The 25853-nt window shown below is 62.2% G+C and carries 29 protein-coding genes and 1 other RNA gene; 9 read left to right on the top strand and 21 right to left on the bottom strand.

Annotated features, from left to right (window positions below; translation table 11 throughout):
• Positions 1 to 7: 7 nt before the first annotated feature.
• The 3 genes from DBR16_RS01395 to DBR16_RS01385 form a co-directional block, all read right to left on the bottom strand.
• Entirely contained in the window at positions 8 to 463 is a 456-nt protein-coding gene (locus DBR16_RS01395; RefSeq protein WP_109259451.1) for an ExbD/TolR family protein, read from the bottom strand.
• Positions 464 to 466: 3 nt separating this feature from the next.
• Entirely contained in the window at positions 467 to 1135 is a 669-nt protein-coding gene (tolQ, locus tag DBR16_RS01390; RefSeq protein ID WP_109259450.1) for a protein TolQ, read from the bottom strand.
• A gap of 155 nt (positions 1136 to 1290) precedes the next feature.
• The gene (locus DBR16_RS01385) at positions 1291 to 1749 is read right to left on the bottom strand and encodes a YbgC/FadM family acyl-CoA thioesterase (RefSeq protein WP_109259449.1); all 459 of its coding nucleotides are present in this window, start codon (positions 1747 to 1749) and stop codon (positions 1291 to 1293) included.
• Between the two features lie 70 nt (positions 1750 to 1819).
• Here DBR16_RS01385 and DBR16_RS01380 point away from each other — a divergent pair, with 70 nt between their 5' ends.
• Positions 1820 to 3148, top strand: a complete 1329-nt coding sequence (locus tag DBR16_RS01380) for a sensor histidine kinase (RefSeq protein ID WP_161539358.1) — start codon at positions 1820 to 1822, stop codon at positions 3146 to 3148.
• 2 nt (positions 3149 to 3150) lie between these two features.
• Here DBR16_RS01380 and ruvB read toward each other — a convergent pair whose 3' ends face one another.
• From ruvB to ruvC, 4 genes are read right to left on the bottom strand one after another with little or no spacing between them, the layout of a single operon-like run.
• Positions 3151 to 4182, bottom strand: coding sequence for a Holliday junction branch migration DNA helicase RuvB (gene ruvB, locus DBR16_RS01375; RefSeq protein ID WP_109259447.1), 1032 nt, complete (start codon positions 4180 to 4182; stop codon positions 3151 to 3153).
• Positions 4179 to 4958: an MBL fold metallo-hydrolase gene (locus tag DBR16_RS01370; protein WP_109259446.1), complete on the bottom strand. Its 780-nt coding sequence runs from the start codon at positions 4956 to 4958 to the stop codon at positions 4179 to 4181. Before DBR16_RS01370 ends, ruvB begins: the two co-directional genes overlap by 4 nt.
• On the bottom strand, positions 4955 to 5596 hold the full coding sequence (ruvA, locus tag DBR16_RS01365; protein WP_109259445.1) for a Holliday junction branch migration protein RuvA: 642 nt from the start codon (positions 5594 to 5596) through the stop codon (positions 4955 to 4957). The genes DBR16_RS01370 and ruvA overlap by 4 nt, the downstream gene beginning before the upstream one ends.
• Positions 5593 to 6093, bottom strand: coding sequence for a crossover junction endodeoxyribonuclease RuvC (gene ruvC, locus DBR16_RS01360; RefSeq protein WP_109259444.1), 501 nt, complete (start codon positions 6091 to 6093; stop codon positions 5593 to 5595). The genes ruvA and ruvC overlap by 4 nt, the downstream gene beginning before the upstream one ends.
• A 296-nt stretch (positions 6094 to 6389) precedes the next feature.
• On the opposite strand from ruvC, the gene DBR16_RS01355 reads away from it, so the two are divergent.
• The 4 genes from DBR16_RS01355 (at position 6390) to DBR16_RS01340 (ending at position 9521) form a co-directional block, all read left to right on the top strand.
• Complete coding sequence (locus DBR16_RS01355; RefSeq protein ID WP_109259443.1) at positions 6390 to 6743, top strand: hypothetical protein; 354 nt, start codon at positions 6390 to 6392, stop codon at positions 6741 to 6743.
• A gap of 266 nt (positions 6744 to 7009) precedes the next feature.
• Positions 7010 to 7585, top strand: a complete 576-nt coding sequence (locus DBR16_RS01350; RefSeq protein WP_109259442.1) for a hypothetical protein — start codon at positions 7010 to 7012, stop codon at positions 7583 to 7585.
• Between the two features lie 39 nt (positions 7586 to 7624).
• Positions 7625 to 8098 carry a hypothetical protein gene (locus tag DBR16_RS01345; protein ID WP_109259441.1) on the top strand — a complete coding sequence of 158 codons (474 nt, stop codon included), beginning with the start codon at positions 7625 to 7627 and terminating at the stop codon, positions 8096 to 8098.
• 235 nt (positions 8099 to 8333) lie between these two features.
• On the top strand, positions 8334 to 9521 hold the full coding sequence (locus DBR16_RS01340; protein ID WP_161539357.1) for a cupin domain-containing protein: 1188 nt from the start codon (positions 8334 to 8336) through the stop codon (positions 9519 to 9521).
• Here DBR16_RS01340 and tkt read toward each other — a convergent pair.
• Entirely contained in the window at positions 9518 to 11506 is a 1989-nt protein-coding gene (gene tkt / locus DBR16_RS01335; protein ID WP_407657694.1) for a transketolase, read from the bottom strand. The two genes, DBR16_RS01340 and tkt, sit on opposite strands and share 4 nt — an antisense overlap.
• A gap of 144 nt (positions 11507 to 11650) precedes the next feature.
• On the opposite strand from tkt, the gene DBR16_RS01330 reads away from it, so the two are divergent.
• Positions 11651 to 12745 carry an SMP-30/gluconolactonase/LRE family protein gene (locus DBR16_RS01330; protein ID WP_109259438.1) on the top strand — a complete coding sequence of 365 codons (1095 nt, stop codon included), beginning with the start codon at positions 11651 to 11653 and terminating at the stop codon, positions 12743 to 12745.
• On the opposite strand, the gene DBR16_RS01325 is transcribed toward DBR16_RS01330, so the two are convergent.
• Together DBR16_RS01325 and DBR16_RS01320 are read right to left on the bottom strand one after the other, a co-directional pair.
• Positions 12742 to 13620, bottom strand: a complete 879-nt coding sequence (locus tag DBR16_RS01325; RefSeq protein ID WP_109259437.1) for a hypothetical protein — start codon at positions 13618 to 13620, stop codon at positions 12742 to 12744. The two genes, DBR16_RS01330 and DBR16_RS01325, sit on opposite strands and share 4 nt — an antisense overlap.
• A gap of 2 nt (positions 13621 to 13622) precedes the next feature.
• Positions 13623 to 14372: a YebC/PmpR family DNA-binding transcriptional regulator gene (locus tag DBR16_RS01320; RefSeq protein WP_109259436.1), complete on the bottom strand. Its 750-nt coding sequence runs from the start codon at positions 14370 to 14372 to the stop codon at positions 13623 to 13625.
• Positions 14373 to 14528: 156 nt separating this feature from the next.
• Between DBR16_RS01320 and fsa the strand changes: the two genes are divergently transcribed.
• On the top strand, positions 14529 to 15182 hold the full coding sequence (gene fsa, locus DBR16_RS01315; protein ID WP_109259435.1) for a fructose-6-phosphate aldolase: 654 nt from the start codon (positions 14529 to 14531) through the stop codon (positions 15180 to 15182).
• Here fsa and DBR16_RS01310 read toward each other — a convergent pair.
• The 10 genes from DBR16_RS01310 to cysD form a co-directional block, all read right to left on the bottom strand.
• Positions 15179 to 15997, bottom strand: a complete 819-nt coding sequence (locus DBR16_RS01310) for a TIGR00282 family metallophosphoesterase (RefSeq protein WP_109259434.1) — start codon at positions 15995 to 15997, stop codon at positions 15179 to 15181. The genes fsa and DBR16_RS01310 overlap by 4 nt on opposite strands.
• 17 nt (positions 15998 to 16014) lie before the next feature.
• On the bottom strand, positions 16015 to 16587 hold the full coding sequence (locus tag DBR16_RS01305; RefSeq protein ID WP_109259433.1) for a 5-formyltetrahydrofolate cyclo-ligase: 573 nt from the start codon (positions 16585 to 16587) through the stop codon (positions 16015 to 16017).
• A 2-nt stretch (positions 16588 to 16589) separates the two neighbouring features.
• Positions 16590 to 16750: non-coding RNA, 6S RNA (gene ssrS / locus DBR16_RS01300), on the bottom strand.
• A gap of 34 nt (positions 16751 to 16784) precedes the next feature.
• Positions 16785 to 17132 carry a cell division protein ZapA gene (locus DBR16_RS01295; protein WP_109259432.1) on the bottom strand — a complete coding sequence of 116 codons (348 nt, stop codon included), beginning with the start codon at positions 17130 to 17132 and terminating at the stop codon, positions 16785 to 16787.
• Positions 17125 to 17409: a DUF4164 family protein gene (locus DBR16_RS01290; protein WP_109259431.1), complete on the bottom strand. Its 285-nt coding sequence runs from the start codon at positions 17407 to 17409 to the stop codon at positions 17125 to 17127. Before DBR16_RS01290 ends, DBR16_RS01295 begins: the two co-directional genes overlap by 8 nt.
• Positions 17410 to 17468: 59 nt before the next feature.
• Positions 17469 to 18533 carry a mannose-1-phosphate guanylyltransferase gene (locus DBR16_RS01285; protein ID WP_109259430.1) on the bottom strand — a complete coding sequence of 355 codons (1065 nt, stop codon included), beginning with the start codon at positions 18531 to 18533 and terminating at the stop codon, positions 17469 to 17471.
• Positions 18530 to 19705: an AGE family epimerase/isomerase gene (locus DBR16_RS01280; protein WP_161539356.1), complete on the bottom strand. Its 1176-nt coding sequence runs from the start codon at positions 19703 to 19705 to the stop codon at positions 18530 to 18532. The genes DBR16_RS01285 and DBR16_RS01280 overlap by 4 nt, the downstream gene beginning before the upstream one ends.
• Before the next feature lie 34 nt (positions 19706 to 19739).
• Positions 19740 to 20549, bottom strand: a complete 810-nt coding sequence (gene cysQ / locus DBR16_RS01275) for a 3'(2'),5'-bisphosphate nucleotidase CysQ (RefSeq protein ID WP_233347483.1) — start codon at positions 20547 to 20549, stop codon at positions 19740 to 19742.
• Positions 20546 to 22408 carry an adenylyl-sulfate kinase gene (cysC, locus tag DBR16_RS14140; protein ID WP_267894803.1) on the bottom strand — a complete coding sequence of 621 codons (1863 nt, stop codon included), beginning with the start codon at positions 22406 to 22408 and terminating at the stop codon, positions 20546 to 20548. Before cysC ends, cysQ begins: the two co-directional genes overlap by 4 nt.
• A 9-nt stretch (positions 22409 to 22417) precedes the next feature.
• Positions 22418 to 23212: a sulfate adenylyltransferase subunit CysD gene (gene cysD / locus DBR16_RS01265; protein WP_109259426.1), complete on the bottom strand. Its 795-nt coding sequence runs from the start codon at positions 23210 to 23212 to the stop codon at positions 22418 to 22420.
• Positions 23213 to 23254: 42 nt separating this feature from the next.
• Here cysD and DBR16_RS01260 point away from each other — a divergent pair, with 42 nt between their 5' ends.
• The gene (locus DBR16_RS01260; protein ID WP_109259425.1) at positions 23255 to 23866 is read left to right on the top strand and encodes a hypothetical protein; all 612 of its coding nucleotides are present in this window, start codon (positions 23255 to 23257) and stop codon (positions 23864 to 23866) included.
• A 4-nt stretch (positions 23867 to 23870) separates the two neighbouring features.
• Positions 23871 to 24836 (top strand): NAD-dependent epimerase/dehydratase family protein, encoded by a 966-nt coding sequence (locus DBR16_RS01255; RefSeq protein WP_109259424.1) that lies wholly within the window; start codon positions 23871 to 23873, stop codon positions 24834 to 24836.
• Here DBR16_RS01255 and DBR16_RS01250 read toward each other — a convergent pair.
• Positions 24821 to 25831, bottom strand: coding sequence for a glycosyltransferase family 2 protein (locus DBR16_RS01250; protein WP_109259423.1), 1011 nt, complete (start codon positions 25829 to 25831; stop codon positions 24821 to 24823). The genes DBR16_RS01255 and DBR16_RS01250 overlap by 16 nt on opposite strands.
• Positions 25832 to 25853: the final 22 nt, after the last annotated feature.

Here is a 25853-nt window from a genome sequence, read left to right as displayed (position 1 = left end):
CCGCCCGTCAATTGTCTGCTGTGCCGCGCGTCCGATTGCCCGTGCTGAGCGGATCGGTGACAAGGCCGAGATTGCTATAGCCTGCAGACGAAATCCGGGCCATCACGCGCACGACGGAGCCATAGTCGGCGGCTTCATCGGCACGGATGAAGATTCGGCCTTCGAAGCCTGCGCCGCCTATCGCCTGCAGGCGCGGCACCAGCTGGTCCAGTTCGACGGCAGTTTCCTGAAGGAATATCTCGCCATTGGCGCCGATCGTGACGGTCAGCGGCTCGTCATCAGCCGCCATGCTGCGGGCCTCGGTTTCCGGCAATTCCACCGGCACGCCGACGGTCAGAAGCGGGGCTGTGATCATGAAAACGATGAGCAGGACCAGCATGACGTCCACAAAGGGCGTCACATTGATCTCGGCCTTGGGTTGCCAGCGCCCGCGGCGGCCGCCTGAGGAGACAGATCCGGCCATGGATCAGTCCTCGCCCCGGTCCGCCAGCGCGGACAATTCATCGACGAAGGCTTCCAGCCGGGCCCCGATACCCGAGAGATTGGCGGTCAGCGCATTGAAGAAAATCACGGCCGGCACCGCGGCGAGCAGGCCCAGCGCCGTGGCAAACAGGGCTTCGGCAATGCCCGGTGCGACGACGGCGAGATTGGTGTCCTGTGAAGCAGCAATGGCGCGGAAGGAGTTCATGATGCCCCAGACCGTGCCGAACAGGCCGATAAAGGGGGCGGAAGAGGCAATGGTGGCCAGCATGCCCAGCCCGCCTTCGAGCTTGGACAATTCCCGCCCGGCTTCGGCACTGGCGGCCTTGGACACGCGGTCGCCGCTATTGCGGCCCTTCCACTCGCGCAGACCGGCGGCAAAGACACGGGAAAACGGGTCGCGCGGACGCTTGCCATATTCATTGGCGAGCGACTCCAGATCCCGGCCGGACCAGAAAGCCTCCTCGAACGCGCCGCCCCTGGATCTGACCCCGCGAAGGGACAGCCATTTATCGATGGCGATGGCCCATGACCAGACGGACATCAGGACAAGAATGCCCATCACCGCCTTTACCACCCAGTCGGCCCTCAGAAAGAGCTCGAGAAAGCCGAACTCCTGCGCGACCGGCGCGATCTCGATAATTCCGGTTTCCATCCGTCGTCCTTTCCATCCCGGCAAACACGCCACTGGTTTCGCCGATAAGCGTTAATCCTGTGCTTCCAACCGGACCGGGTGCGGCACGTCAAGCAGATGCGCGTGAAACGCGTCTTAAATATGCGTCACAATGCGGCGGATTTGTGAGACAGATGTCATTCCGGCGCCGCCGTGACCACAGGCGTCCAGACCTCGATCATCCATTTCGGCGGGCGGCGCGGGCGGCCGGCCGGATCGATGATGACCGCCTCGATTTTTGCCGTGCACAGCGTGTCCTCGCCGCGCCATATGGTCTGGTCCATGCGCAGGCGCGGCCCTTTATTGGGGCGGTAGACGGTTTCGACGACAAGGGCTTCATCGACCCGCGCCGGTTTGATCCACTGAATGTCCATGGAGCGGACGGCGAAGGCGACCGGGTCATCGGAATTGATCAGTTCGGAATGGTGCACGCCCAGCGCCCGCAGGCTTTCGGTGCGGCCGCGCTCGAAAAAATGCAGATAGCGGGCATGGTAGACGATCTGCGAAAAATCCGTGTCTTCATAATAGACGCGTACGGGAAGGCGGTGAATGAGGTCCTCACCCCATGCACCGCAGGACGGATCGAGTTTTGGCATCCGGATTAACTCCCTCGTAGCCGTGCGGCCTGTAGCTTTGCCAGATTGGCAGACGGGCGCGGCGCGATCCATGGGGCTTTCTCAGCTGAAACAGGTTTACTGGCCGTCACAGCGCCAGGGCGATGTGGTCCGCACCACTCAGGAAAGATTACTCGCTGTCCTGTCGACCGGGATTGGTCTCATGGGGGTTTTGCCGTCTCTGGCCACCTTTGGCGAGACGATTGAGGCCTATCCTGTGCAAACCTGGGTCGGCTCGGTCGGCCCGATGCTGTGTCTCGCCGCACCTTTCGCCCTCTACCGGACCGGCCGGCTGAAACTGATTTCCGCCCTGGTTGTCTCCCTGATCTTCCTGTTGATCCTGTTTCCGGCCACAACAATGGGCGGACCGGCCAATCCGGTGATCCTGTATTTTGCCGGGATTCCGGTTCTGGCGACTTTTCTTATCGGCTACCGGGCGGGATTTGCGGCCGGTGTTGTGACGATTGGCACCGTGGCCGGCCTGTATCTGTTCCGGTCGCACCTGCCGGGGCTTCCCGGCGGGTTTGATGAAGCTGTGGCGGCGCGCTGGAACACCATAACGCTCAGTATTTTCGTGGTCATGCTGTCGCTATTTGTTGTGTTTTTCCATCGGGAAATGGACCGGGCGAACAAGCGGCTGGATCTGGCGCGAAAAGCGGCCAATGCCGGCAATGCGGCCAAGTCCGCATTTCTCGCCAATATGAGTCATGAAATCCGGACGCCGATGAATGGCATTCTGGGCATGGCAGCCCTTATGAAACAGTCGGACCTTGGAGAGGCGCAGCGCGGTCAGGTCGAGATCATCGAGAAATCCGCCGAGATGCTGCTCTCGCTGCTCAACGACATTCTGGACATGTCGAAGATCAAGGCCGGGGAGCTGCAGGTCGAGGCGGTCTGTTTCGACCTCGCGGATATCATCGACACTGTGGTCTCGCTTCACGGCCTGACGGCCGAAGCCAAGGGCCTGGCCTTTTCAACCGACCTGCCCGAACAGGTCTATGGCCAGTTTGTCGGAGACCCCCTGCGGACCAGCCAGATTCTGAACAATCTCGTGTCCAACGCCGTCAAATTCACCTCGAAGGGTCAGGTGCGGCTGTCGGTCCTGGTCGAGCCGGAGGCGGTGGAATTTATCCTGCAGGATACCGGTATGGGCATTGCGCCGGATAAACTGGCACGCCTGTTCGAGCCCTTCACGCAGGCGGATGCCTCGACCACCCGCCTGCATGGCGGGACCGGGCTGGGCCTGTCGATCTCGCGCCAGCTCTGCCAGCTGATGGGCGGGCAGCTGACCGCAACCAGCCTGCCGGGCACCGGCTCGCGCTTTGTGGCGCGGCTGCCTTTGCGCAAGGCGGACGCGCGCCGGGACACAAAGGCGGCCTGACGCTATTTGCCCTCGTCGAAGAGCGTGTTCTGCAATGATTGCGGCATGTTCAGCCCCAGATGCGACCAGGCGCGGGCCGCAGCAACACGTCCGCGCGGCGTGCGCTGGATAAAGCCCTGCTGGATGAGGAAGGGCTCGACCACATCTTCCAGCGCATCGCGGGCCTCGGCCAGAGCCGCCGCCAGCGTATCGAGCCCGACCGGCCCGCCGCCGAAATGCCCGGTCAGGGCGTTGAGATAGCGGCGGTCGAGGCTGTCGAGGCCGATCTCGTCGACTTCAAGCCTTTTGAGCGCCCGGTCGGCCGCATCCGCGTCGATCCGGGTGACGCCATCGGCCTCGATGAAATCCCGCACCCGGCGCAGGAGGCGGCCGGCGACGCGCGGCGTTCCGCGGGCGCGGCGGGCGATTTCCTTAGCACCATCTTCTGTCATGGCGAGGCCGAGCTTGTGCGAGGCACGGCCGACAATGCCGGCCAGCTCGGCCGTGTCATAGAATTCGAGCCGCACCGGCACGCCGAAACGGTCCCGCAAGGGCGTGGCGAGCAGACCGGCGCGGGTGGTGGCGCCGACCAGCGTAAAGGGCGGCAGGTCGATGCGCACGGTGCGCGCCGAGGGCCCCTCGCCGATCACCAGATCGAGGCAGTAATCCTCCATGGCCGGGTAGAGGATTTCCTCGACGACCGGCGCAAGCCGGTGAATCTCGTCGATGAAGAGCACATCGCGCGGTTCCAGATTGGTGAGGATGGCGGCCAGATCGCCGGCCTTGGCAATCACAGGGCCGGAAGTGGCGCGGAAATTGACGCCGAGCTCGCGGGCAACGATCTGCGCCAAAGTGGTCTTGCCCAGGCCCGGCGGGCCGGAGAGCAGGACATGGTCGAGCGCTTCCTCGCGGCGGCGGGCGGCCTCGACAAAGACTTTCAGATTGCTGATTGCCGCAGGCTGGCCGACGAATTCCGCAAAGGACAGGGGCCGCATCGCCTTGTCGCGTCCGTCTTCCGGTTGCAGTTCGGAGGAGATATCGCGGGCGTCCGTCATTCGGTTTCAATCACCACTTCACTGCCTTCGCCGAACAGATAGTCCCGCTCGCCGAGCCCGGCGCGGATGGTCAGCGGCGTGGCAGCAGCGGGAATGTGGAAGGCGATGGCGCGGGCCTCGGGCCGCGAATCGAGGAAGGCAACGCCTTCGGGCGTCTGCGCGAACCAGTAGGGATAGAGGATGACGTCAAATTCCGTGTCCGCCCAGACCGGAAAGCTGGCTTGCGGCTGGGTGTCGCCGAGATGGAGGATGGAGACGCCGCCGATTTCGACATGCCAGGTGATATTGTCGATGCCCTCGCGGTGGAACAGCCACGCGCCTTCGATGAACTCATATCCGGGCAACGGCCAGGGGCCGGGCTCCGAGGCCGACAACTCAACGGGAATCATCCTCTGGTCCGCACCGTCAGCCAGCGCGGTTTCATTATTTCGCATCGCATCGGTGATCTGGGAGGATGCGGCAACAATCGCGCCGGTCTGTGCGTTCAGGAACTCGACGGCCGCGGCCGGATCTGAATGATCGCCATGAATATGGGTGAACAGCAGGGCCACGACATCATCATAAGGGGCCTCGCCATTGATCATGGCTGTGCGGGCTTCATCTGAAGGCAAAGCGTAAGTGCCGTCATAGGAATTCCAGGTCAGCGCATCGATCAGCACGCCGGTCTCACCATCACTGATATGGACGCCTTCATTGGCGATGAAGCGGATGGTGACATCGGCAGAGGCGATGGCGGGGCTGGCGGCGACCAAAGCCGCGGTCAGCAAAGTTCTCATTTCGACAACTCCTTCAGAGCCAGGCGGATCAGCGCCGCAATATCGGCGCCAGGGCTGGCACGTGTGGCCGCAGCGGCAGCGCGGCGCGCCTCGGTTTCGGCATAGCCGAGATTGAGCAGGGCGGACACGGTTTCCTCGCGCGCGGCATTGCTGCTGAGGGATGACGTCTCGCCCGTCTGCGCCGAGGCGAGCCCGGCATGGGCGGCGACGCTGAAACCCGAGGCAAAGGCGCGGCCCGCGGGCGGGGGCTTGTCCTTCATTTCCAGCGCCAGTCGGGCGGCGAGCTTCGGCCCGACGCCCTTGGCCTTGCCGAAAGCCGCTGCATCGCCCAGAGCGGCGGCGCTTTCCAGCTCGTCCACGCCGAGCGCATCGAGTATGGCGAGGGCCGCCTTGGCACCCACGCCCTGGATGAGCTGAAGCCGGGCAAACCAGGCGCGCTCGCGTTCCGACAGAAAGCCCCAGAGCCGGAAGGAATCCTCGCGGACATAGGTCTCGATATGGACCTCGATTTCGGCTCCTTGCGTCAGCCGGGCCAGCGCCTGACCGCCCATCCCGACCAGATAGCCGACGCCATTGACGTCGATTACCGCCTCGCTTTCGCCGATGGCATCGACGATGCCGCGCAATTTTCCGATCATGCGGCACTCCCCAGCTTCTGCGCAGTGCGGTGATGAGCATGGCAGATGGCCACAGCCAGCGCATCCGCAGCATCGTCACGGGCCGTACAGCCCGGCAACAGGATCGCGATCATGGCGGCCACCTGCTCCTTTTCCGCGCGGCCGGTCCCGACCACGGCCTTCTTGACCAGGCGCGCCGCATATTCCGCCACCGGCAATCCGGCGCGGGCCGGGGCCAGCAGGGCCGCCGCCCGGGCATGGCCCAGTTTCAGCGCGCTGGCGGCATTGGTGGCCATGAAGGTTTCCTCGGCCGCCGCCTCATGTGGTTCGTGCTCGGCAATGACGGCTTCGAGCCCGGCGTGAATCACCATCAGGCGCTCGGAAAGCGGCAGACCGGTTTTCGCCGAAATGCACCCGTCGGCCACACGCCGCAAGCGCGACCCCTCCAGTGTTATGATGCCCCAGCCGGTGTGGCGGAGGCCGGGATCAATGCCGAGAATGCGAATCACTGCGCTCATGCGGGAGAGACTAGCGCTGATTGATCCGCATCGCACACTCCCCGTTCTGACACTGCATCGAAATTGAGAATGAGTATCAGTAATCAAGCATTGATTCTGATAATGATTATCAGAAACGAGAATTTAGCCATTATTTTCAACCTGAGAGCGCTTTTTCATGAGAATGACTATCATAAGCCAAGTAAATACAAATTTCTATTTGACCCAGAGACAATTCGCCGCATAACTCCTCATCGAAATCAGCTCCGCGGGGGATGCGCAGCTTATTCAGTCAGTTCTAAGGGAGGCCCATTCTCATGGCCAAAAAAGGTAAACTCAGCCGCCGTTCCTTCATGACACGCGTTGTTGGTGGCGTCGCCATCACCGGCGCCGTTGGTGCCGTCGCAGGTGCCACCATGATCCGTGGCCGTACCGATTCCGACAGCGGTGGCAATTCGGATCCGGCAGGCAATGGCCGCACCGGCATCACCGACAATGACAGCGGCTCCTACGCCGACCAGGCTGGCCGCGGTACCGGCTATACCGGTTACACCGACAGCGATACCGGTGGCTGCGCCGACAATGCCGGGCATGGCCGTGGCAATTCCGGCTATACCGACAGCGACACATCCGGTTGTTCGGATCCGGCAGGACGTGGCCGCGGCGGCTAGTCGTCCCAATCCAGTGATACAGTGAAACCGGCGGCTTTCGGGCCGCCGGTTTTTTTTGTGCCCGGCCCTTGTTACGCGAATACTGCCCTGCGAGCCCCCCTGCATTTCGTGCGACTGATTTTCAATCTTATAAATTTCAGTCTAAATTGCCGATATATTTAAGAAAATGGCTTGTTAGCGTTTGACGCCGCGGCCTCCACAGGACTAACATTATCCGGCGAGGGACCCGGCATCGTCCGGATGACAGACAACAGGGAGGCCGGATCATGGCCAAAAAGGGTAAGCTCAGCCGGCGCTCATTCCTGACGCGCGTGGCAGGTGCCAGTGTCGCGCTCGGTGCTGCCGGAACCGTTACCGGCAATGCACTCGCGCAGAATTACACCGGACGGACCGATTCCGACAGCGGCAGTTATGCGGACCGCGCGGGATATGGACGCACCGGCGTTACCGACAGCGATGGTGGCAGCAATGCCGACCGCGCCGGATATGGCCGTGGGCGGCGTAATTCCGGCATTACCGACAGTGATTCCGGGGCCTATGCCGATCCGGCTGGAAATGGCCGGGGCAGCCGCCGGACGGGCCTTACCGACAGCGATACAGGGGCCTATGCCGATCCTGCGGGGAATGGCCGGGGCAGCCGCCGGTCGGGTATCACTGACAGCGACAGCGGGCGCAATGCCGATCCGGCCGGAAACGGACGCGGCAACCGCCGGACAGGCCTCACCGATAGCGATACCGGTACCTATGCCGACCCGGTGGGCAATGGCCGCGGCAGACGCCGCTGCACCGACAGCGATACCGGCACTTATTCCGACCCGATCGGACGGGGCCGCCGCTGTTAACCAATTGATGCCGGACAACGTGCCGGCGAGGAGTATGACATGGCAAGGAAGTCCAAACTCAGCCGCCGGTCCTTTCTGACGAAAGTCGCGGGGGCCGGGCTGGCGACCGGTGCTGCCGGTCTGGTCACAGGCTGCACCACTACCGGCGCTTATACCGGCATCACTGATGCCGATATCGGGGCCTATGCCGACCCCGCCGGATACGGGCGGGGCGGGCGCCGCAATACCGGTATCACCGACAGTGATACCGGTCCCTACGCGGATCCGGCGGGCAATGGCCGTGGCGGACGCGGCCGGCGCACATCGGGTATTACCGATAATGATACCGGCAGCTACGCTGATCCGGTCGGCAATGGCCGCGGCGGGCGCGGGCGGACATCCGGCATCACCGACAGCGATACGGGCACTTATGCCGATCCTGTCGGCAATGGCCGGGGTGGACGCCGCCGCAATTGCACAGATAGCGATACCGGGACCTATGCCGATCCGATCGGCCGTGGCCGGCGCTGCTAGGACCGGCATTTCCGCTCTTATGACGCGCGAGTTGGCCGGTCTCCGGGCCGGTCAATTGCGCGCAATGCCCGGCCGCAGGCTCCGGAATGGGTGATGATGCGGCCAATCGACGCCAATGTCCTCTGGCTGCGCTATTTTCCGCAATCATCGCTGGACAGTTGCTTCATTCCTGATTTCACTGGAACAAAGTCGCCGCGCAACCGCTCTGCGACATCATCAAATGCGTGGGGACAATATGGCTGACCACCCTTGGGGACGCGACGTTCTGGATTACTGCATCGGCCCGAACGGGTCTGAGGACTTCTTCAAGAGCTATTTCGAGCAAAAGGCGCTGATCGTTTCGCGCAACGAGCCGGACCGCTACAAGGAGCTGTTGTCGGTCGCGCGGATCGATACGCTGCTCGCCAGCCGCGATTTCCATGGCGATGATGTCGATATGGCCCGTGCCGATCCTCCGATCACGCGCGACCAGTTCCTGCTCTCGAACGGATATGCGGACCGCGGCGCAATCGCCAATCTCTACCAGGAAGGCGGCACGCTGATCCTGCCGCATCTGCACCAGGCCGATCTGGGGCTGAAAAGTTTCTGCCGGGCGATGGAATCAATCTTCACCAGCCATGTGCAGACCAATATCTATCTGACGCCGCCGAACAATCAGGGCTTCCGGACCCATTATGATGACCATGATGTCTTCGTGCTCCAGGTCGAAGGCGAGAAGCTGTGGCGGCTCTATGATCAATCGGTCGACAAGCCCTATCGCGGCGAAGGCTTCAATCCGGATCATGTCCAGCCCGGGGAACTGGTCGAGGAATTCGTCCTCAAGGCGGGCGATTGCGCCTATGTTCCGCGCGGCCTGATGCATGATGCGCAGGCACAGGGCTCGGCCGACAGCCTGCACATCACGGTTGGCATGATTGTGAAAACCTGGGCCGATCTCATGCTGGAAGCCGTGTCCGAAGTCGCCTTGCGGCATCCCGAATTCCGGCAGTCGCTGCCGCCCGGTTATGCGCGGGCCGATTATGACCGGGCGCAGGCCGAGGCGCATTTCAACTCACTGGTCAAAATCATTGCCGAAGAAGCCAATCTCGAGAATGCCTTCGACCTGTTTGTCGACAATTTCATCCGCTCGCGGCCGCCCTATTCCGAAGGCGCCATTACCGGCCGGGGTGCGGCGACAACGCCGGGTGCGAAATTCCGGATTCGCCCCGACATTCCCTGGCGGCTGGCAGAGGATGAGGACCGGCTTGTGCTGATCACGGCAGGCGGTGAACTGATCTTCCCGTCCGCGGCTGAAGCCGGGCTCGACAAGGTGCTGGATGGCGAAGTGTTCAACCTCTCCGCCTTCGAGGCGGCGGGAGAGGAAGAGGCCCAGAAGGCGCTGAACCAGCTCTTCGGCTATGGCGTGATCGAGCGGGTCGGCTAGACGCGCTCCAGCACCTCTTTGACAATGTTGTCCGCGGTGATGCCGAAGTGCTCGTAGAGTGCTTCGGCAGGGGCCGAAGCGCCAAAGCCGGTCATGCCGACAAAGCCGCCCTCGCGGCCGATAAGGGCGTCCCAGCCATAGCGCAGTCCGGCCTCGACCGCGATGCGCGGCAATCCCTCCGGCAACACGCTGTCCTGATAGGCGCGGTCCTGCTCGAGGAAGATTTCCACGCAAGGCGCAGAGACAACACGAACCGGAATCTGCTTCCCGGCCAGAATGTCCGCCGCTTCAAGGGCAATACCGATTTCCGAGCCGGTCGCAATGATCACGGCCTTTGCCGCCTCGGCGTCGCGCAGCACATAGGCCCCGCGCGCCGACAGGTTTTCCGACCCGTCATCCTGCCGCGCAAAGGGCAGTTTCTGCCGTGACAGTGCCAGAAGCGTTGGTCCGGTCTGGTGGGACAGGGCCAGCTCCCAGCTTTCCGCGGTCTCCATTGCATCGGCCGGACGGAAGACGCGGACATTGGGCATGGCCCGCAAGGAGGCGAGATGCTCGACCGGCTGGTGGGTGGGTCCATCCTCGCCAAGGCCGATGGAATCGTGGGTGAACACATAGGTCACGGGCTGATTCATCAGCGCCGCGAGACGGATGGCCGGACGGCAGTAATCGGCAAAGACCAGGAAGGTGCCGATATAGGGCCGCACACCGCCGTGCAGGGACAGGCCGTTCGCGCACGCCGCCATGCCGTGCTCGCGAACCCCGTAATAGATATACTGGCCGCCATAATCGCCGGCCTGAATGGGCGATTGATCCGGTGTCTTGGTGAGGTTGGAGCCGGTGAGGTCCGCCGAGCCGCCGACCAGCTCCGGCATGACGGGCACAATCTGCTCCAGAACCCGGCCCGAAGAGGCGCGGCTGGCGAGATTCGGCTTTTCGGCCGCCACTTCACGGCGCCAGTCAGCCAGTTTGCGGGCGGCCTTGACCGGCAGGCCGGTCTTGAAGGCGGCATCGAATTCCTCGCGCCGTGACGTGTTGCTGTAACGTCCTTCCCAGGCTTTCCGTGCGATGGCTCCGCCTTCGGCGACGGCGGTCCAGTTGGCGCGGATCTCTTCAGGGATGTCGAACGCGATATGCGGCCAGCCCAGCGCCTGTTTGGCCCCGGCCAGCTCGTCACCGCCCAGCGGCGAACCATGACTGGAGGCCTTGCCGGCCTTGGTGGGGGCTCCGAACCCGATCACTGTCTTGCAGGAAATCAGGACCGGCTTGTCAGAGGTTTTGGCGCGGGCGAGCGCGGCATCGACCGCTTCCATGTCATGACCGTCCACGGCATCGGTGGCCCAGCCGGCCGCTTCAAAGCGTTTGAGCACGTCAGAGGTCTCGGCCAGCGCCGTATCGCCATCGATCTGGATGGAATTATTGTCCCACAGGACAGTGAGGCGTTTGAGCCCGAGATGGCCGGCCAGCGAGATGGCTTCATGGCTGATCCCTTCCTGCAGATCACCGTCAGAGGCGATCACCCATGTGCGGTGGTCGACAAGATCATCGCCAAAACGGGCGTTGAGAATGCGTTCGGCCAGCGCCATGCCGACCGCAGTGGAAATGCCCTGTCCCAGCGGCCCGGTCGTGGTCTCGACGCCGGTGGTGTGGCCGAATTCGGGGTGGCCCGGTGTTTTCGAGCCGAGCTGGCGGAAGTTTCTGATCTCGTCCAGCGTCACATCGGCATAACCGGTGAGGTGCAGCAGCGCATAGATCAGCATGGAGCCATGCCCCGCCGAGAGGACAAAGCGGTCGCGGTCACGCCAGTCGGGATCTGCCGGATCAAACTTCAGATGGCGGGCCCAGAGGACGGTTGCGGCATCCGCCATGCCCATCGGCATGCCGGGATGGCCGGAATTGGCGGCTTCGACCGCATCCATCGCCAGGGCGCGAACGGCATTTGCCATGGGTTTCAGGGTGTTGAGATCAAGAGACGTCATGGCAACCATTCCCGTGCGTTGTACCGGCGGAAGCTATAAAGGGATTCGGCTGTTGCCCTAACGCGCGACGGCCCGATTTCCCACAGATAAAAGCGGTGCTTCCGCAGGCCCGCCGTTGCGGCTAGGCTGCCGGATCAAGGGGAGGCGGGGATCATGCGGACACTGGCAATCATTCTGGGCATTTTCGGCGTGCTGTTTCTGGTATGGTGGGCGTGGCCGGCGCGGGTTGACCCCGCCCATTGGGACGAGCCTGAACCCCCGCCCCTCACCGGCGTTCTGGAACCGCGCGGACGGCTGGCCGATGCCGAGCTGATCTCCCACCCCCTGCTGCACACATCCGAGGATGTGGCGATCGGACCGGACGGCGCCGTCTATTCCGGCCAGCATGACGGTTCCATCGTGCGGCTGGTCCGGGCGGGTGAAAGCTGGGCCGGAGACACGGTGGCACAGGTGACGGACGGCTTTTCCGTTCTCGGCCTGCAATGGGATGCGCAAGGCCGGCTCATCGCCGCCGCGATTGACGGGATCTATGGCGTGAATGTCGAGTCCGGGGAGGTCACCCGGCTGTCAACGGGTGAAACCGAGCATCCGCTGGCCTTTGCCGATGATCTCGATATCGGGCCGGACGGGACGATCTATTTTTCCGAAGCCTCTTACCGCTGGGGTGCGGGTCAGGGCACGCCGCAATATGCCTATGACATGGCCGAAAACCGCCCCTATGGACTGCTCTATGCACTCGATCCGGCAACGGGCGAAATGGAGGTGCTGGCGGACGGGCTGTATTTCGCCAATGGTGTAGCCATGTCGGCGGATAATCGCGCCGTCTATGTATTAGAGACCTATCGCTATCGCTTGTCGCGCTACTGGCTGGAGGGTCCGCAAGCGGGCGAACTGGAAATCGTGGCTGACAATCTGCCAGGCATTCCCGACGGGCTGATGGGCGATGGTCAGGGCCGTCTCTATATCGCCATGGACACACAGCGCGTGCCCATCATGCGCTTCCTGCACCGCAACCCGTTCTGGACGCGGATGATTACCAAATTGCCGGAATGGGTGTGGCTGCGCCCCGGCGAAACAAAGGCCTTCGTGCTCGTTGTCGACGAGGACGGTAATTATCTCGACAGCTTCCATGATCCGGACAGCCGGTTCGGCATGCTGGCGAATGTGGTGCCGGATGATGAGGGCAATCTCTGGCTCGGCTCGCTGACGCGGCCCGTCATCGGGCGGTATGCGCTGCCCGCAGACTAGCTGATTTCCACGAGTACCGCGCAGGCATCGTCGGAGGTTTTCAAACGGCCGAGGCGGATATCGTCCTCCGGGTTCTGCTCGGCGGCACGCAATTGCGCCGTCAGGTCCGGCAGGGCATCATCCTCAAGCGCCCGGTCCATCAGCGTGTTGATGTCATAAAGCCCGTAGGGTTCGACCAGACGGAAGAAACCGTCCGACATCAGGAGCACATGGGCCTCGCCGCGGATCTGTACCTGCGTCACCTCGGCATGGGCCGCTGCTTCCGGGTGCAGGGAAAACACCCAGTGCGCGCCCTCCGTATTCATCCGGCCGCGGGTTTCGCGGGCGCTGGCATAGCCGCCCGCCTTGCCTGCAGGTTCGGCCAATTGCTTGCGATTGAGCGCATGCTCGGCCCGGATCATGTCCAGATTGCCGATGAATTGCGTGTGGCCGCCTGTGTGGATAATGGCGACGCAATCGCCCAGCCCGGCAAATTCCAGCACATCCTCCTGCCGCCGCATCCAGATGCCGCCGGCGCTGGGCAGATTGTGACGGGGCTGTTCATCAATGGGGACGACGGCGTCCCGGCGGGCCAGACGATCAATATCTGCGATGACGCGTTCGAGATAGGCTCTGGGTGTTTCATCCGGTTGCGGCGGATTCAGAAACTGTCCGGAGAGCCGGTCGGCATACCAGGCCGCATCGCTTGCCCAGCCGAAATCGGGCGCATCGGGAGCCTCGCCAATGTCCGGGAAAAGCCGCCGCGTGCCGACATCGGTGGCACCGTCAATGACCCAGGCTGTGCCCTGCCCTTCATCAAATCCGTAGCGGTCATCGCCCGTGCCTGGGCCGGACGGAACGTTGACGGCATCAAGGAAGGTCAGACCGGGTTGCACGCCTATTCGTCCGGGAAGTCGGCATTGGCGTAGACATTCTGGACGTCGTCGAGATCATCCAGAACTTCGAGCAGACGGACGACGCTGTCGACCTTGTCGGCTTCGACCGGGGTCAGCGTCTGGGGCTTCCAGATGATGTTCACCGATTTCGGCTCGCCCAGAGCGGTCTGCAGATTGCCGGCCACTTCTGCGAGATCATCGCGGGCGCAAAAGACAATGCGCTCGCCGGGCTCGCCCTCATCCTCATCGCCGGCTTCATAGATGACATCCTCGGCCCCGGCTTCGATCGCGGCCTCGAACATCGCTTCCTCGTCGGCGACCTCTTCGGAATAGCGGATCTCGCCCACCTGATCGAACATGAAGGCGACCGCACCGGTTTCGCCGAGATTGCCGCCATTCTTGGAGAAGGCGGTGCGCACATCGGACGCGGCACGATTACGATTATCCGTCGAGCATTCCACGATGATGCCGATACCGCCGGGACCGAAGCCCTCATAGCGGATTTCCTCATAGGCATCGACATCATTGCCCGACGCCTTGTCGATGGCGCGCTGGATATTGTCCTTGGGCATGGACTGCCCCTTGGCATTGGCCACCGCCAGACGCAGGCGCGGATTCATGTCCGGGTCGGGACCGCCCATCTTGGCCGCAATGGTGATTTCCTTGGACAGTTTGGAAAACAGCTTGCCGCGGGCCTTGTCCTGACGGCCCTTGCGGTGCTGGATGTTTGCCCATTTCGAGTGTCCGGCCATGTCCGGTCGCCTCCGTTTGCAGCGTGCCCGTCCGGGACGCATGAATTGGTGTGGCGGCTAGTTAGCGCATGTGGGGGGCATCCTCCAAGCCGTCTCGTCACGTTTCCTTCACCGGCAGCCGATATGCGAAGGACAGGACACCAAGGAGATGCTGCCATGATGCTGTTTCTGGACACCGCCGATGCCGGACTGATTGCTGATCGTGCTACGGGCGGGCTGGTCGATGGCGTGACCACCAACCCGTCCCTGGTGGCCAAGGCCGGCGGTGATTTCTTCGACGGCCTGAAGTCGATCTGCGAAGCGGTTGACGGTCCGGTCAGCGCCGAGGTCGTGGCCACCGATGCCGCGACGATGATTGCCGAGGGCAAGAAGCTGCGCGCCCTTCACGACAATATCGTCGTCAAGCTGCCCCTGACCGTGGACGGGCTGACAGCCTGCCGCGCGCTGAGCGATGAGGGCCATCCCACGAATGTCACGCTCTGCTTCTCGGTGTCACAGGCGCTACTGGCCGCGAAGGCAGGGGCGACCTTCGTCTCGCCCTTTATCGGCCGTCTGGACGATATCGGACAGGACGGGCTGGGCCTGATCAAGGACATCCGCACGCTCTATGACGAGCATGGCTTTGTGACCTATATCCTCGCGGCCTCGATCCGGACGATGGCGCATGTCGAAGGCTCCGCCCTGGCCGGAGCCGATGCCTGCACGATTCCGCCGAATATCTTCGATGCGATGATCCGGCACGAGCTGACGGACAAGGGACTGGACGCCTTCCTGAAAGACTGGGCCGAAGCCGGCAAGGGGGCGCTCTAGAGCGCCGGTTCGGCCTGATGAAGAATGCCGCCGATACGCACGGGATGGACGGTCTTTGACAATCCGGTGCGGTCATCGGTCTCGATCACGACCCCGCACAATGTCCCCTCTCCCTCGGCTGGCGAAAACCGCCCCGAGCGCATGCGCGTGGTAAAGCGGCGCATCGGCTCTTCCCGGTCCATGCCGATGATGGACTCGTAATCACCGGTCATGCCGAGATCGGTGATATAGGCGGTGCCTTGCGGGAGGATGCGGTGATCGGCCGTCGGGATATGGGTGTGCGTGCCGACCACGAGGCTGGCGCGTCCATCACAGAAATAACCCATGGCATTCTTTTCCGACGTCGCCTCGCCGTGAAAATCGACCAGGGCGGCATCACAGACCTCGCCCAGCGGTGCCGCGGCGAGTTCCTTTTCCACCGAGACGAAGGGATCATCCAGCGGATCCATGAACAAGCGGCCCATGACATTCATGACGAAGACCATGGCGCCATTCCTTGCCGGAAAGACGCCGGCCCCGCGGCCCGGTGCTGTCCCGGGCGGATAGTTCGACGGGCGCAGGAGCCGCGGCTCTCGCTCGATGAAGGTCAGGGCTTCGGACTGGTCCCAGGCATGGTTGCCAAGCGTCAGGGCGTCCGCCCCGGCGTCAAACAACTCATTGGCCGTGCGTTCGGTGATGCCGAATCCCCCGGCCGCGTTCTCGGCATTGATGGCGACGAAGTCGAGATCAAGCGTGGTGATAAGGCCCGGCAGGTATTCCTGCACGGCCTGACGCCCGGACTTGCCCATGACATCGCCGAAAAACGCTATCCGCATAATGACTGCCTTCCTGTTCAGGCGAAGCGATATGCCCTTTTTTCGGTGACAATCCAATCAAGGCGCTGATCATGGCGCTGCACGGGCAGCTTTTTCACCCGTTGCGCCTCGAAGGCGAGGCCAACCGCGGTGACGGGGCCGGCCGCTCTCAGCGCTGCAAGGGTGCGATCATAATAGCCGCCGCCATAGCCCAGACGATAACCGCGATCATCAAAGGCCAGCAGCGGCACCAGAAGCAGGTTCGGGACGAGCTGTGCCGTGCCTTTTTTGGGTACAGCGATGCCATGCGCGCCGGTCTCCAAAGTATCGTCCGGGTGCCAGGCATGAAATTCCAGTGGCTGGCCGGGCCCCGCGACGCGCGGCAAGACAATGCGGGCCTGTTCGCAGTGAAAGGTCTCGATCAGGCGGATGGCATCAATTTCCGAATGCGCCGCCCAGTAGCCGGCCACGACCTCCCCCACGCCGGGCCATATCGCGTCGGGAAAGTGCGTGACGAGGGCTTTGGCGGCCTCGGGATGCGCCGCCTGTGCGGCCTTGCGCCGCTCGAGGGCTGTTTTCCGTGCCCGTTGTTTTCGCCAGTTCAGGAACATGTAGCGGCCCCACAGTCACCGTTGGACTTTGTAAATTCCCATCGAACCCACAGATGCAGGTGGGCGCCGCGTATCAGGGACCACGATCCCAATCAGAGGCAGCTCCCTCGACGAGATGTAAGGCCGCGGGGAATTAAAGTCCTGACGAGTGCCGCAGGGACCGCCACGGACATATGTGGGCTGCCCCGCGGACATCCTCAAGAGGGATCATCTGTGGCCAGTGCTTCAAGGCGTGCGGAAATGCCGTTCAGCGCTTCGACCAGACCGTCAGAACCGGCGTTTTCCTTCGGCACGCCCTCGCTTTTCAGCCGGTTGAGATGGGATTCCAGCGCTTCCAGCCGGTTCTGGGCGGTTTTCAACTCGTCGACGACCACCAGCGAAGCCATCAACAGCAGTCTGAGATCGCCAATCTGTCCGACCTGCTTCGAGAGATCCGTGACATGGCCGTCAAGATGGCGGGCCAGCTCGCGCAGATAGCTTTCCTGCCCGTCCTCGCAGCCAATGGTGAAAGCCCGGCCATTCAATGTGACAGAGACCTTACCCATTTCCGGCCTCCACGGCAGCCTCCGCCGCCTCTGCAGCGGCCCGCAATTCCGCGATCGCTTGACCGAGGGCCTGCGAGGCGTCTTCTGCGGCTTCAGCCATGGCCGCTTCGCTGGCGCGCGCCTTGTCGAGCTCTTCGGCGAGCCGGGCGCGATCGGCATCGCTGTCGCCGCTGTCGCGCGCCTCGGCCTGCAGGCGATGAAGGCGGTTCTCGACCTGGCTCAAAGCCCGGTCGAGCCGCGCTATGGCCTGCGCCATCGGATCGGTGGTGTTAGACATGTTGCGCTAAAATCAGCCGGAATGACCAAAACTTCAAGTATGACTCGAAGTTCGAGCTGTCACAGGAGAGAGGGCGGGCCTTTCACTTTCAGTTCGGCAAGGATTTTCTTGACATCATGGGCCCGTGATCGCGGGGCCACGAAGACGGCATCACCGGTTGCGACGACAATCAGATCGTCCACACCCAGCGCGGTCAATGTCACGCCCTCACCGCGTAAATAGCTGTTTTTGCAGTCTATCGCTTCAATATCGCCGGTGAGGATATTGCCGTCCTCATCGGTCTCCAGCGCATCGGCCAGTGATGGCCATGTACCGACATCCGACCAGTGAAAACGCGTCGGGATGACGGCAGCATGGGCGGTGCGCTCCATCACGGCAATGTCCAGCGGTACGGACGGGCTGCGCGAAAAAGCGGCCGCATCAATGCGGCCATCGGCCCCGAGTGATTCCTTTACAGCGCTCAGAATTTCCGGTTCGAAACGCGCCAGTTCCTGCAGCAGGATATCGGCGCGGAACAGAAACAGGCCTGCATTCCAGAGCCGATCACCGCTTTCCAGATAGGCTTTTGCGGTTTTTCCGTCCGGTTTTTCCTCGAACGCCGCAACCTCAAAGCCTTCGCCCAGCGGCGCGCCCTGCCTGATATAGCCATAGCCGGTTTCCGGCCGCGTTGGTGGAATACCAAAAACGACGATCTTTCCGTTTGCTGCGAGCGGAGCAGCCGCGGCAATGGTTTCGCGGAATTTGGTGACAGGCGCAATGTGATGATCAGACGGTACCAGCAGGACCAGCGCTTCCGGCCCGTCCTGCTTCTGGGCGAGCAGGGCGGCAATTGCGGCGGCGGGTGCGGTGTTGCGGCCTGCCGGCTCGAATGCCAGCGCCGCCGGTATGATACCGGTGCTTTTCAACCCGGCGCGCACCGGCGTTTCAATGGCTTCCCCCGCGATGATGAGCGGTGCCGAAAAACCGATGCCTTCACCTTCCCCCGCGCACCGCATCAAGGTGTCTTCAAACAAGGTCCGGTCCGAGAGCAGCCGGTGAAACGGTTTTGGCTTGTCCTTGCGCGAGAGCGGCCAGAGCCGCTCGCCGGAACCGCCACACAGAATGGCTGGACGGACGCGGATCACTTCACCACCCTGAGGCCGGCCTGGCCCTGTTGATTGAGAATGCGGTCGGTCTCCGCCGCCGCCACCAGCAGATGATAGAGCGTGGATGCGGTGATAGTCTTTACGGCCGGGTTTCCAGCTGCGTCATAGGCATCCACCCAGCAACCCGTGGGGGCGGGGTTGAGGAATTTCGTGAAGAGCTGATGCAGGGCGTCCTGGGCGCTACCCCATCCACCGGACCGTCCTGTCTGACCCTGCACCAGCGCGGCCTTGAGGTGTTCGGTCTGCTGCCAGGTCCGGGCCGCTCCGTCGAGCACAACGCCGTCATCGCGGACGGCCGAAACGATCAGTCCGGTCACCGGTGACCGGCCATAGGCTTTGGCAAAGGCATAGAGACTGGACACTTCCGGTCCGGTTTCGTCGCCGGACAAGGCGGCATAGCGGTCCAGCAGCCAGACCCATTCAAACTGGTGTCCAGGCTCGGTCTTGCGGCCTTCCGGACCGGTCAGTGGCGACCAGTCGGGGTTGAACACCTCCCGCAGCCCGCCCGAGGGAAACAGCCAGTGATCGCGCATCAGCCGCAGGATATTTCCGGCGCGGGCGAGATGGCCCTGCCCGCCAAAGGCCTGATGCAGGGCAAGGCTGGCCTCGAACATGTGCATATGAGGATTCTGGCGGCGCGGCTGGCGGTCCGGCTCGGCTTCGCGCCATCCGCCGGCGGTATGGCCGAGCGTATCATCAATGAAGGCGAGCGTGTCACGGGCCAGGGCCTTGATCTGGGCGTCCTGCGTAATGCGATAGACGTGCGCCAGCGCCAGAAGAGCAAAGGCCTGCTCATAAAGATCACAGGTGCTGTCAGCGACAGAGCCATCGGGATTGAGCTTCATCACCCAGCCCCCGGCGCCCCCCGTCTGCCAGGCCTTGTCGACCAGATAGTCGAGCCCGTTCAGAGCCAGCGCCTTGCCATCGAACCAGTTCAGCTCATGGGCATGGGCATAGACATAGACTTGCCGCGCTTGCGAGCGCACACGCCGCACGGCCTCCCGATCCGGTGTACCGTCAAGATTGAGGCGTTCATGGAAGCCGCCGCGCTGCTCATCCCAGCCTGCCTCTGCCCAGACTGGCAGAGCGGCGTCCCGCATCCAGTCGCAAAAGCGCGCGGCGGTATCAATGAGTGATTTTGGCGCCGTCATACCCATTCCCGGACTATCCGTTTCGGGAAGTTTTCTATCGCAAATTGATGTGTGAAAGGTAAGCGTGGGCGGCTTTTTCACTGGCGAAGGCGATGAAGCCCGCATGAGCGAAGGGATCGTCGATGTCAGCCTTACCGTAGCGGACCGGATTGCCATGAATATCGAGCACCTGTCCGCCTGACGCACGCAGTATGGCGTCACCGGCGGCCGTATCCCACTCCATGGTCCGGCCATAGCGTGGATACAGATCCGCACGCCCCTCTGCCAGCAGTGTGAATTTGAGAGAGGATCCGACGCCGACCGTGTCCGACACTTTCAAGGCCTCAAGCAGTTCATTGGTCGCCTGATCGCGATGTGACCGGCTGGCGACGGCAACCAGCTGAGCCATGTCCGGCTGGCGTCCTGCCAGAATACGGCGGTGGGTCCCGTCTATGAACCAGGCGGCTTGCGGGCTGGCCGCATACATCAGGTCCTTCGCAGGCGCGTACAGCAGGCCCGCTGTCGGAACACCTTTCACAATCAAGCCGATATTGACAGTGAATTCGTCACGCCCGGCGACAAATTCCCGTGTGCCGTCCAGCGGGTCGACGAGAAAAAACTCGCCGTCTGTCTCCGGTATCTGTCCGGCCGCAAACGCCTCTTCGGCAACCACCGGCACACCCGGCGCGATGCGATGGAGATGCTCCATGATCACGGCCTCGGCAGCCCGGTCCGCCTCGGTTACGGGAGAAGCATCGGATTTTCGCTCGGTTTCAAACCCCGCTTTACGTACACTGATAATCGCTCGGCCGGCGTCGCGCGCAGCGGCTTCCAGAGCATCGAGAAAGGCGGCATCCACACTCACAGCCGGAAGTTCCGGTCGACATAATCCAGCAATTGTTCAACACAAATCTCGATCGGCTGACTGCCGGCATCAATCTCCAGATTAGGGGATTCCGGCGGTTCGTAGGGGGCTGAGATACCGGTGAATTCCTTGATCACCCCGTCCCGGGCCTTTTGATACAGACCTTTCGGATCGCGCTCTTCGCAGACCGCCAGAGAGGTTGAGACATGGACTTCGTGGAAGCCTTCACCGGCGGCGGCCCGGGCGCGGTCGCGATCCTCGCGATAGGGCGAGATGAAGGCGGAAATCGCGATCATGCCGGCCTGCGCGAACAGGGCCGCGACCTCGCCGACCCGGCGGATATTCTCGGTCCGGTCATCCGGCGAAAAGCCGAGATCGGCGTTCAGTCCGTGGCGCAGATTGTCGCCATCCAGAATGCAGGACGACCAGCCACGGCGATGGAGCGCAAGTTCCAGCGCATTGGCGAGGGTGGACTTACCCGACCCGGAAAGGCCGGTCAGCCAGATCACCCCGCCTCTGTGGCCGGTGCGTTGTTCACGATCTGCACGCGTGACCGCGCTGGCAAAATAGTGGATATGACTGGCCTTTGCGCGGCGTGCCGCACCCTGATCCTGATAGCCTTCCAGCGAGATGCGACCGCCGCCGCAGATAACGCCCTTTTCCACCAGAACAAAACGCCCGGTGACCGGGTCATCACGATAATCATCCAGCGCCACAGGCCGGCGGAGTCTGAGGGTGACATCGGCAATGGAGCCTGTCGGTATTTCATCCTGTGCGACGACGCCTTCACGGCCGGCATCACTGACCTTGTGAACCTTCAACACCTCACCCAGCGCGTCCGCCGTACCGAGCCGGACATGTACCGCATCGCCCTGGCGCAAGGCGTGATCGGCGAGCCAGAACAGGCGGGCATCGAACTGGTTGCCCTCCCGCGCGGGACTTGAGACTGCGGATATGACTTCGCCACGGTCGATGAATAGACGGGATTCGGTCACAAACCCGGCAGCATCCCCAGGACCGAATGCGGTCGGAGCGTCGTCCGGCCAGGCCACGAGCCCGGCAATCTTGGCGGTCTGACCCGAGGGCGACAGCAGGACGGTTTCGCCCTCCGACAGTTTGCCCGACTCCACCCGGCCGATAATAATCCGGCGGTCTCCCTCCTTGAGCACGTCCTGCACGGGCATGCGCAATGGCCGCTCGATGGCCTCGGCCTCATCCGGCAGGCCTTCCATGGCGTCCAGAAGGGTCGGTCCCGCCCACCAGGCCAGCAGAGAACCCTTTTCACCGTCGCGCCGGACCACCATTTCGCCGGATCGCGCCACCGCCGGAATGACGGCATGGGTTTCCAGCCCGGCATCCGCCATCAGTGTCTTCAACTCGGCCGATATGCGATCAAAAACCGGCTGTGGCTCTCTCACGCGGTCCATCTTGTTGACCACGACAATAATCCGCACGACGCCGAGGAGCCCCAGCAGCATGGCGTGGCGGCGAGTCTGTTCACGGACACCTTCGGACGAATCCACGACCAGAACGGCGGCACTGGCTTCAGCAGCGCCGGATACCATATGGCGCAAAAAACTTTCATGGCCGGGCGCATCGATAATTCGGAATTGCCGCGTACCGGATTTCAGGAGAATACGCGCGGCATCAATGGTGACACCCTGATCGCGCTCGGCCTGCATGGCGTCCATCAGGAAGGCGGGCTCGAATTCGACACCACGCCGCTTGCAACTGGCGATGACCTCCTCGAGGCGGCCATCGGCGAGCGAATTGGTGTCCGCCAACAAGCGGCCGATCAGCGTGGATTTGCCATGATCAACATGGCCGGCAAAGACAACCGGAGTAAGCGCTTTTGTCATATCCATGGCCTAGAGATACCCGTCAGACCGCAGGCGTTCGAATGTGTCTTCCGCCTCGTGGTCCATGCTGCGCCCCGCCCGCTCGGCGATCTTCGAACTTTCGAGTTCCAATATGATGTCATCAACGGTTTGCGCTGCGGAAGCGACCGGAGAGGTGATGTCCTGATCTCCAAGGGAACGGTAGCGCTTTCCGTCCCGGGCAAAATAAAGTTCAATCACCGGCAGCTTCTCGCGGCGCGTATAGAGCCATATATCACGCTCGGTCCAGTCGAGCAGCGGGTGAATGCGCATATGGCCGCCTTCCGGCAAACCGGTTGAGAACTGGTCCCAGAATTCCGGCGGATGATGCCGGGCCGACCAGGCCCCCGATGCATCCCGCGGGCTGAAGACGCGCTCCTTGGCCCGGATCGCCTGCTCGTCGCGGCGGATCCCTGCAATCAAGGCGCGAAATTTGAATTCCTTCAAAACATTCTTGAGTCCGGCTGTCTTGCGCGCCGCAGAGCGGGCGGCCGGGGGCAATGTGTCATCCGTATCGGCCAGGGGGGGGCAATCGCGCACGATGAGATCCAGCTCCCATTCCTTCGAATACCGGTCGCGGAAGGCATACATCTCCGGAAATTTCTTGCCAGTATCGACATGAACTGCGGGAAAGGGCACCCGCCCGCCAAAGGCCTTACGAGCCAGATGGAGCATGACATTGGAGTCTTTCCCCAATGACCACAGCATCGCCATGGGTGTAAAAGCCCGGCGCGCCTCCCGAAGGATATATATGCTCCGGCTCTCCAATCGTGTTAGGGGGTCCATATAGTTCTTTCCATCCCTCGCCCGGATCAGATTCTAACCGCCATGCTCCTACGATCCAATGACTATATCTTCTATCCGCTGATGGCAGCGCTGGCAGCCTGCGCAATCGGGATTCCGCTTGTGATTACCGGTGCCGACCGCATTGGTGTAACAACCGATATTCGCGAGAATGGCATCACCATATCCGGCGACAGACTTCAGCACCTGGCGGCGGGGGAAGGTGTGTCCACGCAGCTATTGCGTGATCAGGACAATCGCCTGTTTGCGCGCATTTCGGCTGATATCGAACGCGGCAACCCGAATCTGACGGCTTCAGCCGGGGTATTTGACGCCTTGCGGCCATACGAGCTGGACGCGATTGCCGGCTTTGATCTACGCGTGATTTATGTGCTGCGCCCCTCCGGAGAGGCTGGTGCAGAAACGGTTGATCTTGGATTTTTTGAAGACGGGCTGGGCCAGTCCTACTGGACCCCGCATGCGCTGGAGGACGGCACAGGCGAGTATGCGCTGACCGTGGACGCCCCGTACTGCAATCCGACCTTCGGCTGGGCCGGAGTCTGGCCTGCAGCAGAAGCTGGTGCGAACAGTGTCGATCTCTATGAAATCCGTATAGAAATTATAGCTAACGCAGATTGCACGGATCGACCGGATTAGAGCGATGAAGATTCTAGTGACAGGGGCTGCGGGCTTCATAGGCTCTCATGCTGCGCTCGCACTGACAGGCCGGGGCCATCACGTACTCGGGGTAGATAGTCTGAATGACTATTATGATCCGGCTCTGAAAGAATCCCGCCTCGCCCGGCTTTCCGGTCAGCCGCTGTTTGAGTTTGAAAAACTGGATATTGCCGAAGATGCCGCCCTTGGTGCGCTGATGACAAAGTATGCGCCGGACCGTGTTCTGCATCTCGCGGCACAGGCGGGGGTGCGGTATTCCATTGAAAACCCGATGGCCTATGCGCGTTCCAATCTGTTGGGGCATCTATCGGTTCTCGAAGCTGCGCGGCACACATCCAGCGTCCGGCATCTGACCTATGCGTCCTCTTCATCCGTCTATGGTGAACGTGACGATGCGCCTTTCAGGGAAACCGATCCCGTCGAAACGCCAATGTCATTGTATGCCGCGACCAAGCGCGCAGATGAACTGATGAGTGCCACCTATTGCCGCCTGTACGGGCTGGCGCAAACCGGCTTGCGTTTCTTTACCGTATACGGCCCCTGGGGGCGACCGGACATGGCCTATTGGCTGTTCACCAAAGCTATTCTGGCCGGCGAACCCATCAAGGTCTTCAATGACGGGAATATGGAACGCGATTTCACCTATGTGGACGACGTCATCCGGACCGTGGTCAAGATTGTCGAGGCCGGTGCAGAGACAGGCACTCACACGCTCTACAATATCGGCGGATCGGACCCGCGGCCCCTGAAAGACTTTATCGCAGCAATCGAAAAAGCGGTCGGGCGGAAAGCCGAAAAGATCATGTTGCCGATGCAGCCAGGCGACGTGACCCGGACGAGCGCCGACGTCTCGGCTCTTGCACGCGATTTCGATTATGCCGCCACCACGCGGATCGAGGACGGCGTGCAAGCGTTTGTCGACTGGTACCAAGCCTATTTCAAGGCCTGAGACCTGCCAAGGGGCCGGACGTCCGGTGCCCGCTGGAGGAGTTTGACGGGCGACCAGCACATCGCCCCGGCCAGCTTCCAGCTCCCGGTGTTGCGGGTGGCAGCCAGGCGTTTCCTCTCTGTCCGGATCCATGACCAGCCGGCAATGCCGTCGCGCGTGCCTTTCCAAGTCTGGCCGAAACGGTCATGAAAACCGCTGCGGACCAGAAAAGCGAGATTGACCAGGACATGTAGCGGCAACATCAGCACCAACAGGACCGGCGGTGTATTCTTCAGGAAGGTCCAGATGCGGTTTCGCGTGCCGTGGTAGATCACGAAAGGCGAGGCGCGCCCGGAGGTTGCCGAGCCAACATGAGTCACTCTCGCCTCATGGCAGTGGATGGCCCGCTCGCCGAGCAAGCGCAGCCGATAAGCGATGTCGACATCCTCCATGTAACAGAAGAAGCGCTCGTCAAATCCGCCGACCCGGTTGAAATCCGTACGGCGATAGATTGAAGCGGCGGCGCATGGGCTGAAGCAATAGCCAGTTGGCGGATTCCGATCAATCGATTGTTCAAACCCTCCCCGCCAGGCCACACCATAGGCCGTATAGACATCGCCCGCCCCGTCCAGCCTGTCCTGATTTTGAGCCATAATCTGGGTCGAGCCTGCCATGGCGACATTATGGGTTTCGACACAGGCGAGCAGTTTCTCCAGCCAGTCCGGTTCCGCGCAAGCATCGGGGTTGAGCATGGCGATCCAGGGAGCCGATCCCAGCGCCGCGCCCCGATTGCAACCGGCGGCAAATCCCGTATTGCCCGGCTGGGATTCGATCACAAATCGATCGTCCAGTGCGCCAAGTGCCTCGACATCGCCATTGCCGGGGCTGTTGTCGACAATGAAGCAACGGAATCGTGACTCGGTCTGCGTTTCCAGCGACCTAACGCACTCAATCAGGTATTCGCCTGCATTGTAATTGACGATGACAATGTCTGCGCGAGGCGCATCTTCCGACATGATTCACCCTTCCCGATTCCAT

The organism is Hyphobacterium indicum (assembly GCF_003129605.1).
GTDB lineage: Bacteria > Pseudomonadota > Alphaproteobacteria > Caulobacterales > Maricaulaceae > Hyphobacterium > Hyphobacterium indicum.
This window is presented reverse-complemented; position numbering and strand designations above follow the sequence as displayed.

Excerpts from the sequence above, each read along its gene's own strand:
- DBR16_RS01395 (WP_109259451.1), bottom strand. The coding sequence starts at position 463 with ATGGCCGGATCTGTCTCCTCAGGCGGCCGCCGCGGGCGCTGGCAACCC.
- tolQ (WP_109259450.1), bottom strand. The coding sequence starts at position 1,135 with ATGGAAACCGGAATTATCGAGATCGCGCCGGTCGCGCAGGAGTTCGGC.
- DBR16_RS01385 (WP_109259449.1), bottom strand. The coding sequence starts at position 1,749 with ATGCCAAAACTCGATCCGTCCTGCGGTGCATGGGGTGAGGACCTCATT.
- DBR16_RS01380 (WP_161539358.1), top strand. The coding sequence starts at position 1,820 with ATGGGGCTTTCTCAGCTGAAACAGGTTTACTGGCCGTCACAGCGCCAG.
- ruvB (WP_109259447.1), bottom strand. The coding sequence starts at position 4,182 with ATGACGGACGCCCGCGATATCTCCTCCGAACTGCAACCGGAAGACGGA.
- DBR16_RS01370 (WP_109259446.1), bottom strand. The coding sequence starts at position 4,958 with ATGAGAACTTTGCTGACCGCGGCTTTGGTCGCCGCCAGCCCCGCCATC.
- ruvA (WP_109259445.1), bottom strand. The coding sequence starts at position 5,596 with ATGATCGGAAAATTGCGCGGCATCGTCGATGCCATCGGCGAAAGCGAG.
- ruvC (WP_109259444.1), bottom strand. The coding sequence starts at position 6,093 with ATGAGCGCAGTGATTCGCATTCTCGGCATTGATCCCGGCCTCCGCCAC.
- DBR16_RS01355 (WP_109259443.1), top strand. The coding sequence starts at position 6,390 with ATGGCCAAAAAAGGTAAACTCAGCCGCCGTTCCTTCATGACACGCGTT.
- DBR16_RS01350 (WP_109259442.1), top strand. The coding sequence starts at position 7,010 with ATGGCCAAAAAGGGTAAGCTCAGCCGGCGCTCATTCCTGACGCGCGTG.
- DBR16_RS01345 (WP_109259441.1), top strand. The coding sequence starts at position 7,625 with ATGGCAAGGAAGTCCAAACTCAGCCGCCGGTCCTTTCTGACGAAAGTC.
- DBR16_RS01340 (WP_161539357.1), top strand. The coding sequence starts at position 8,334 with ATGGCTGACCACCCTTGGGGACGCGACGTTCTGGATTACTGCATCGGC.
- tkt (WP_407657694.1), bottom strand. The coding sequence starts at position 11,506 with ATGGTTGCCATGACGTCTCTTGATCTCAACACCCTGAAACCCATGGCA.
- DBR16_RS01330 (WP_109259438.1), top strand. The coding sequence starts at position 11,651 with ATGCGGACACTGGCAATCATTCTGGGCATTTTCGGCGTGCTGTTTCTG.
- DBR16_RS01320 (WP_109259436.1), bottom strand. The coding sequence starts at position 14,372 with ATGGCCGGACACTCGAAATGGGCAAACATCCAGCACCGCAAGGGCCGT.
- fsa (WP_109259435.1), top strand. The coding sequence starts at position 14,529 with ATGATGCTGTTTCTGGACACCGCCGATGCCGGACTGATTGCTGATCGT.
- DBR16_RS01310 (WP_109259434.1), bottom strand. The coding sequence starts at position 15,997 with ATGCGGATAGCGTTTTTCGGCGATGTCATGGGCAAGTCCGGGCGTCAG.
- DBR16_RS01305 (WP_109259433.1), bottom strand. The coding sequence starts at position 16,587 with ATGTTCCTGAACTGGCGAAAACAACGGGCACGGAAAACAGCCCTCGAG.
- DBR16_RS01295 (WP_109259432.1), bottom strand. The coding sequence starts at position 17,132 with ATGGGTAAGGTCTCTGTCACATTGAATGGCCGGGCTTTCACCATTGGC.
- DBR16_RS01290 (WP_109259431.1), bottom strand. The coding sequence starts at position 17,409 with ATGTCTAACACCACCGATCCGATGGCGCAGGCCATAGCGCGGCTCGAC.
- DBR16_RS01280 (WP_161539356.1), bottom strand. The coding sequence starts at position 19,705 with ATGACGGCGCCAAAATCACTCATTGATACCGCCGCGCGCTTTTGCGAC.
- cysC (WP_267894803.1), bottom strand. The coding sequence starts at position 22,408 with ATGACAAAAGCGCTTACTCCGGTTGTCTTTGCCGGCCATGTTGATCAT.
- cysD (WP_109259426.1), bottom strand. The coding sequence starts at position 23,212 with ATGGACCCCCTAACACGATTGGAGAGCCGGAGCATATATATCCTTCGG.
- DBR16_RS01260 (WP_109259425.1), top strand. The coding sequence starts at position 23,255 with ATGCTCCTACGATCCAATGACTATATCTTCTATCCGCTGATGGCAGCG.
- DBR16_RS01255 (WP_109259424.1), top strand. The coding sequence starts at position 23,871 with ATGAAGATTCTAGTGACAGGGGCTGCGGGCTTCATAGGCTCTCATGCT.
- DBR16_RS01250 (WP_109259423.1), bottom strand. The coding sequence starts at position 25,831 with ATGTCGGAAGATGCGCCTCGCGCAGACATTGTCATCGTCAATTACAAT.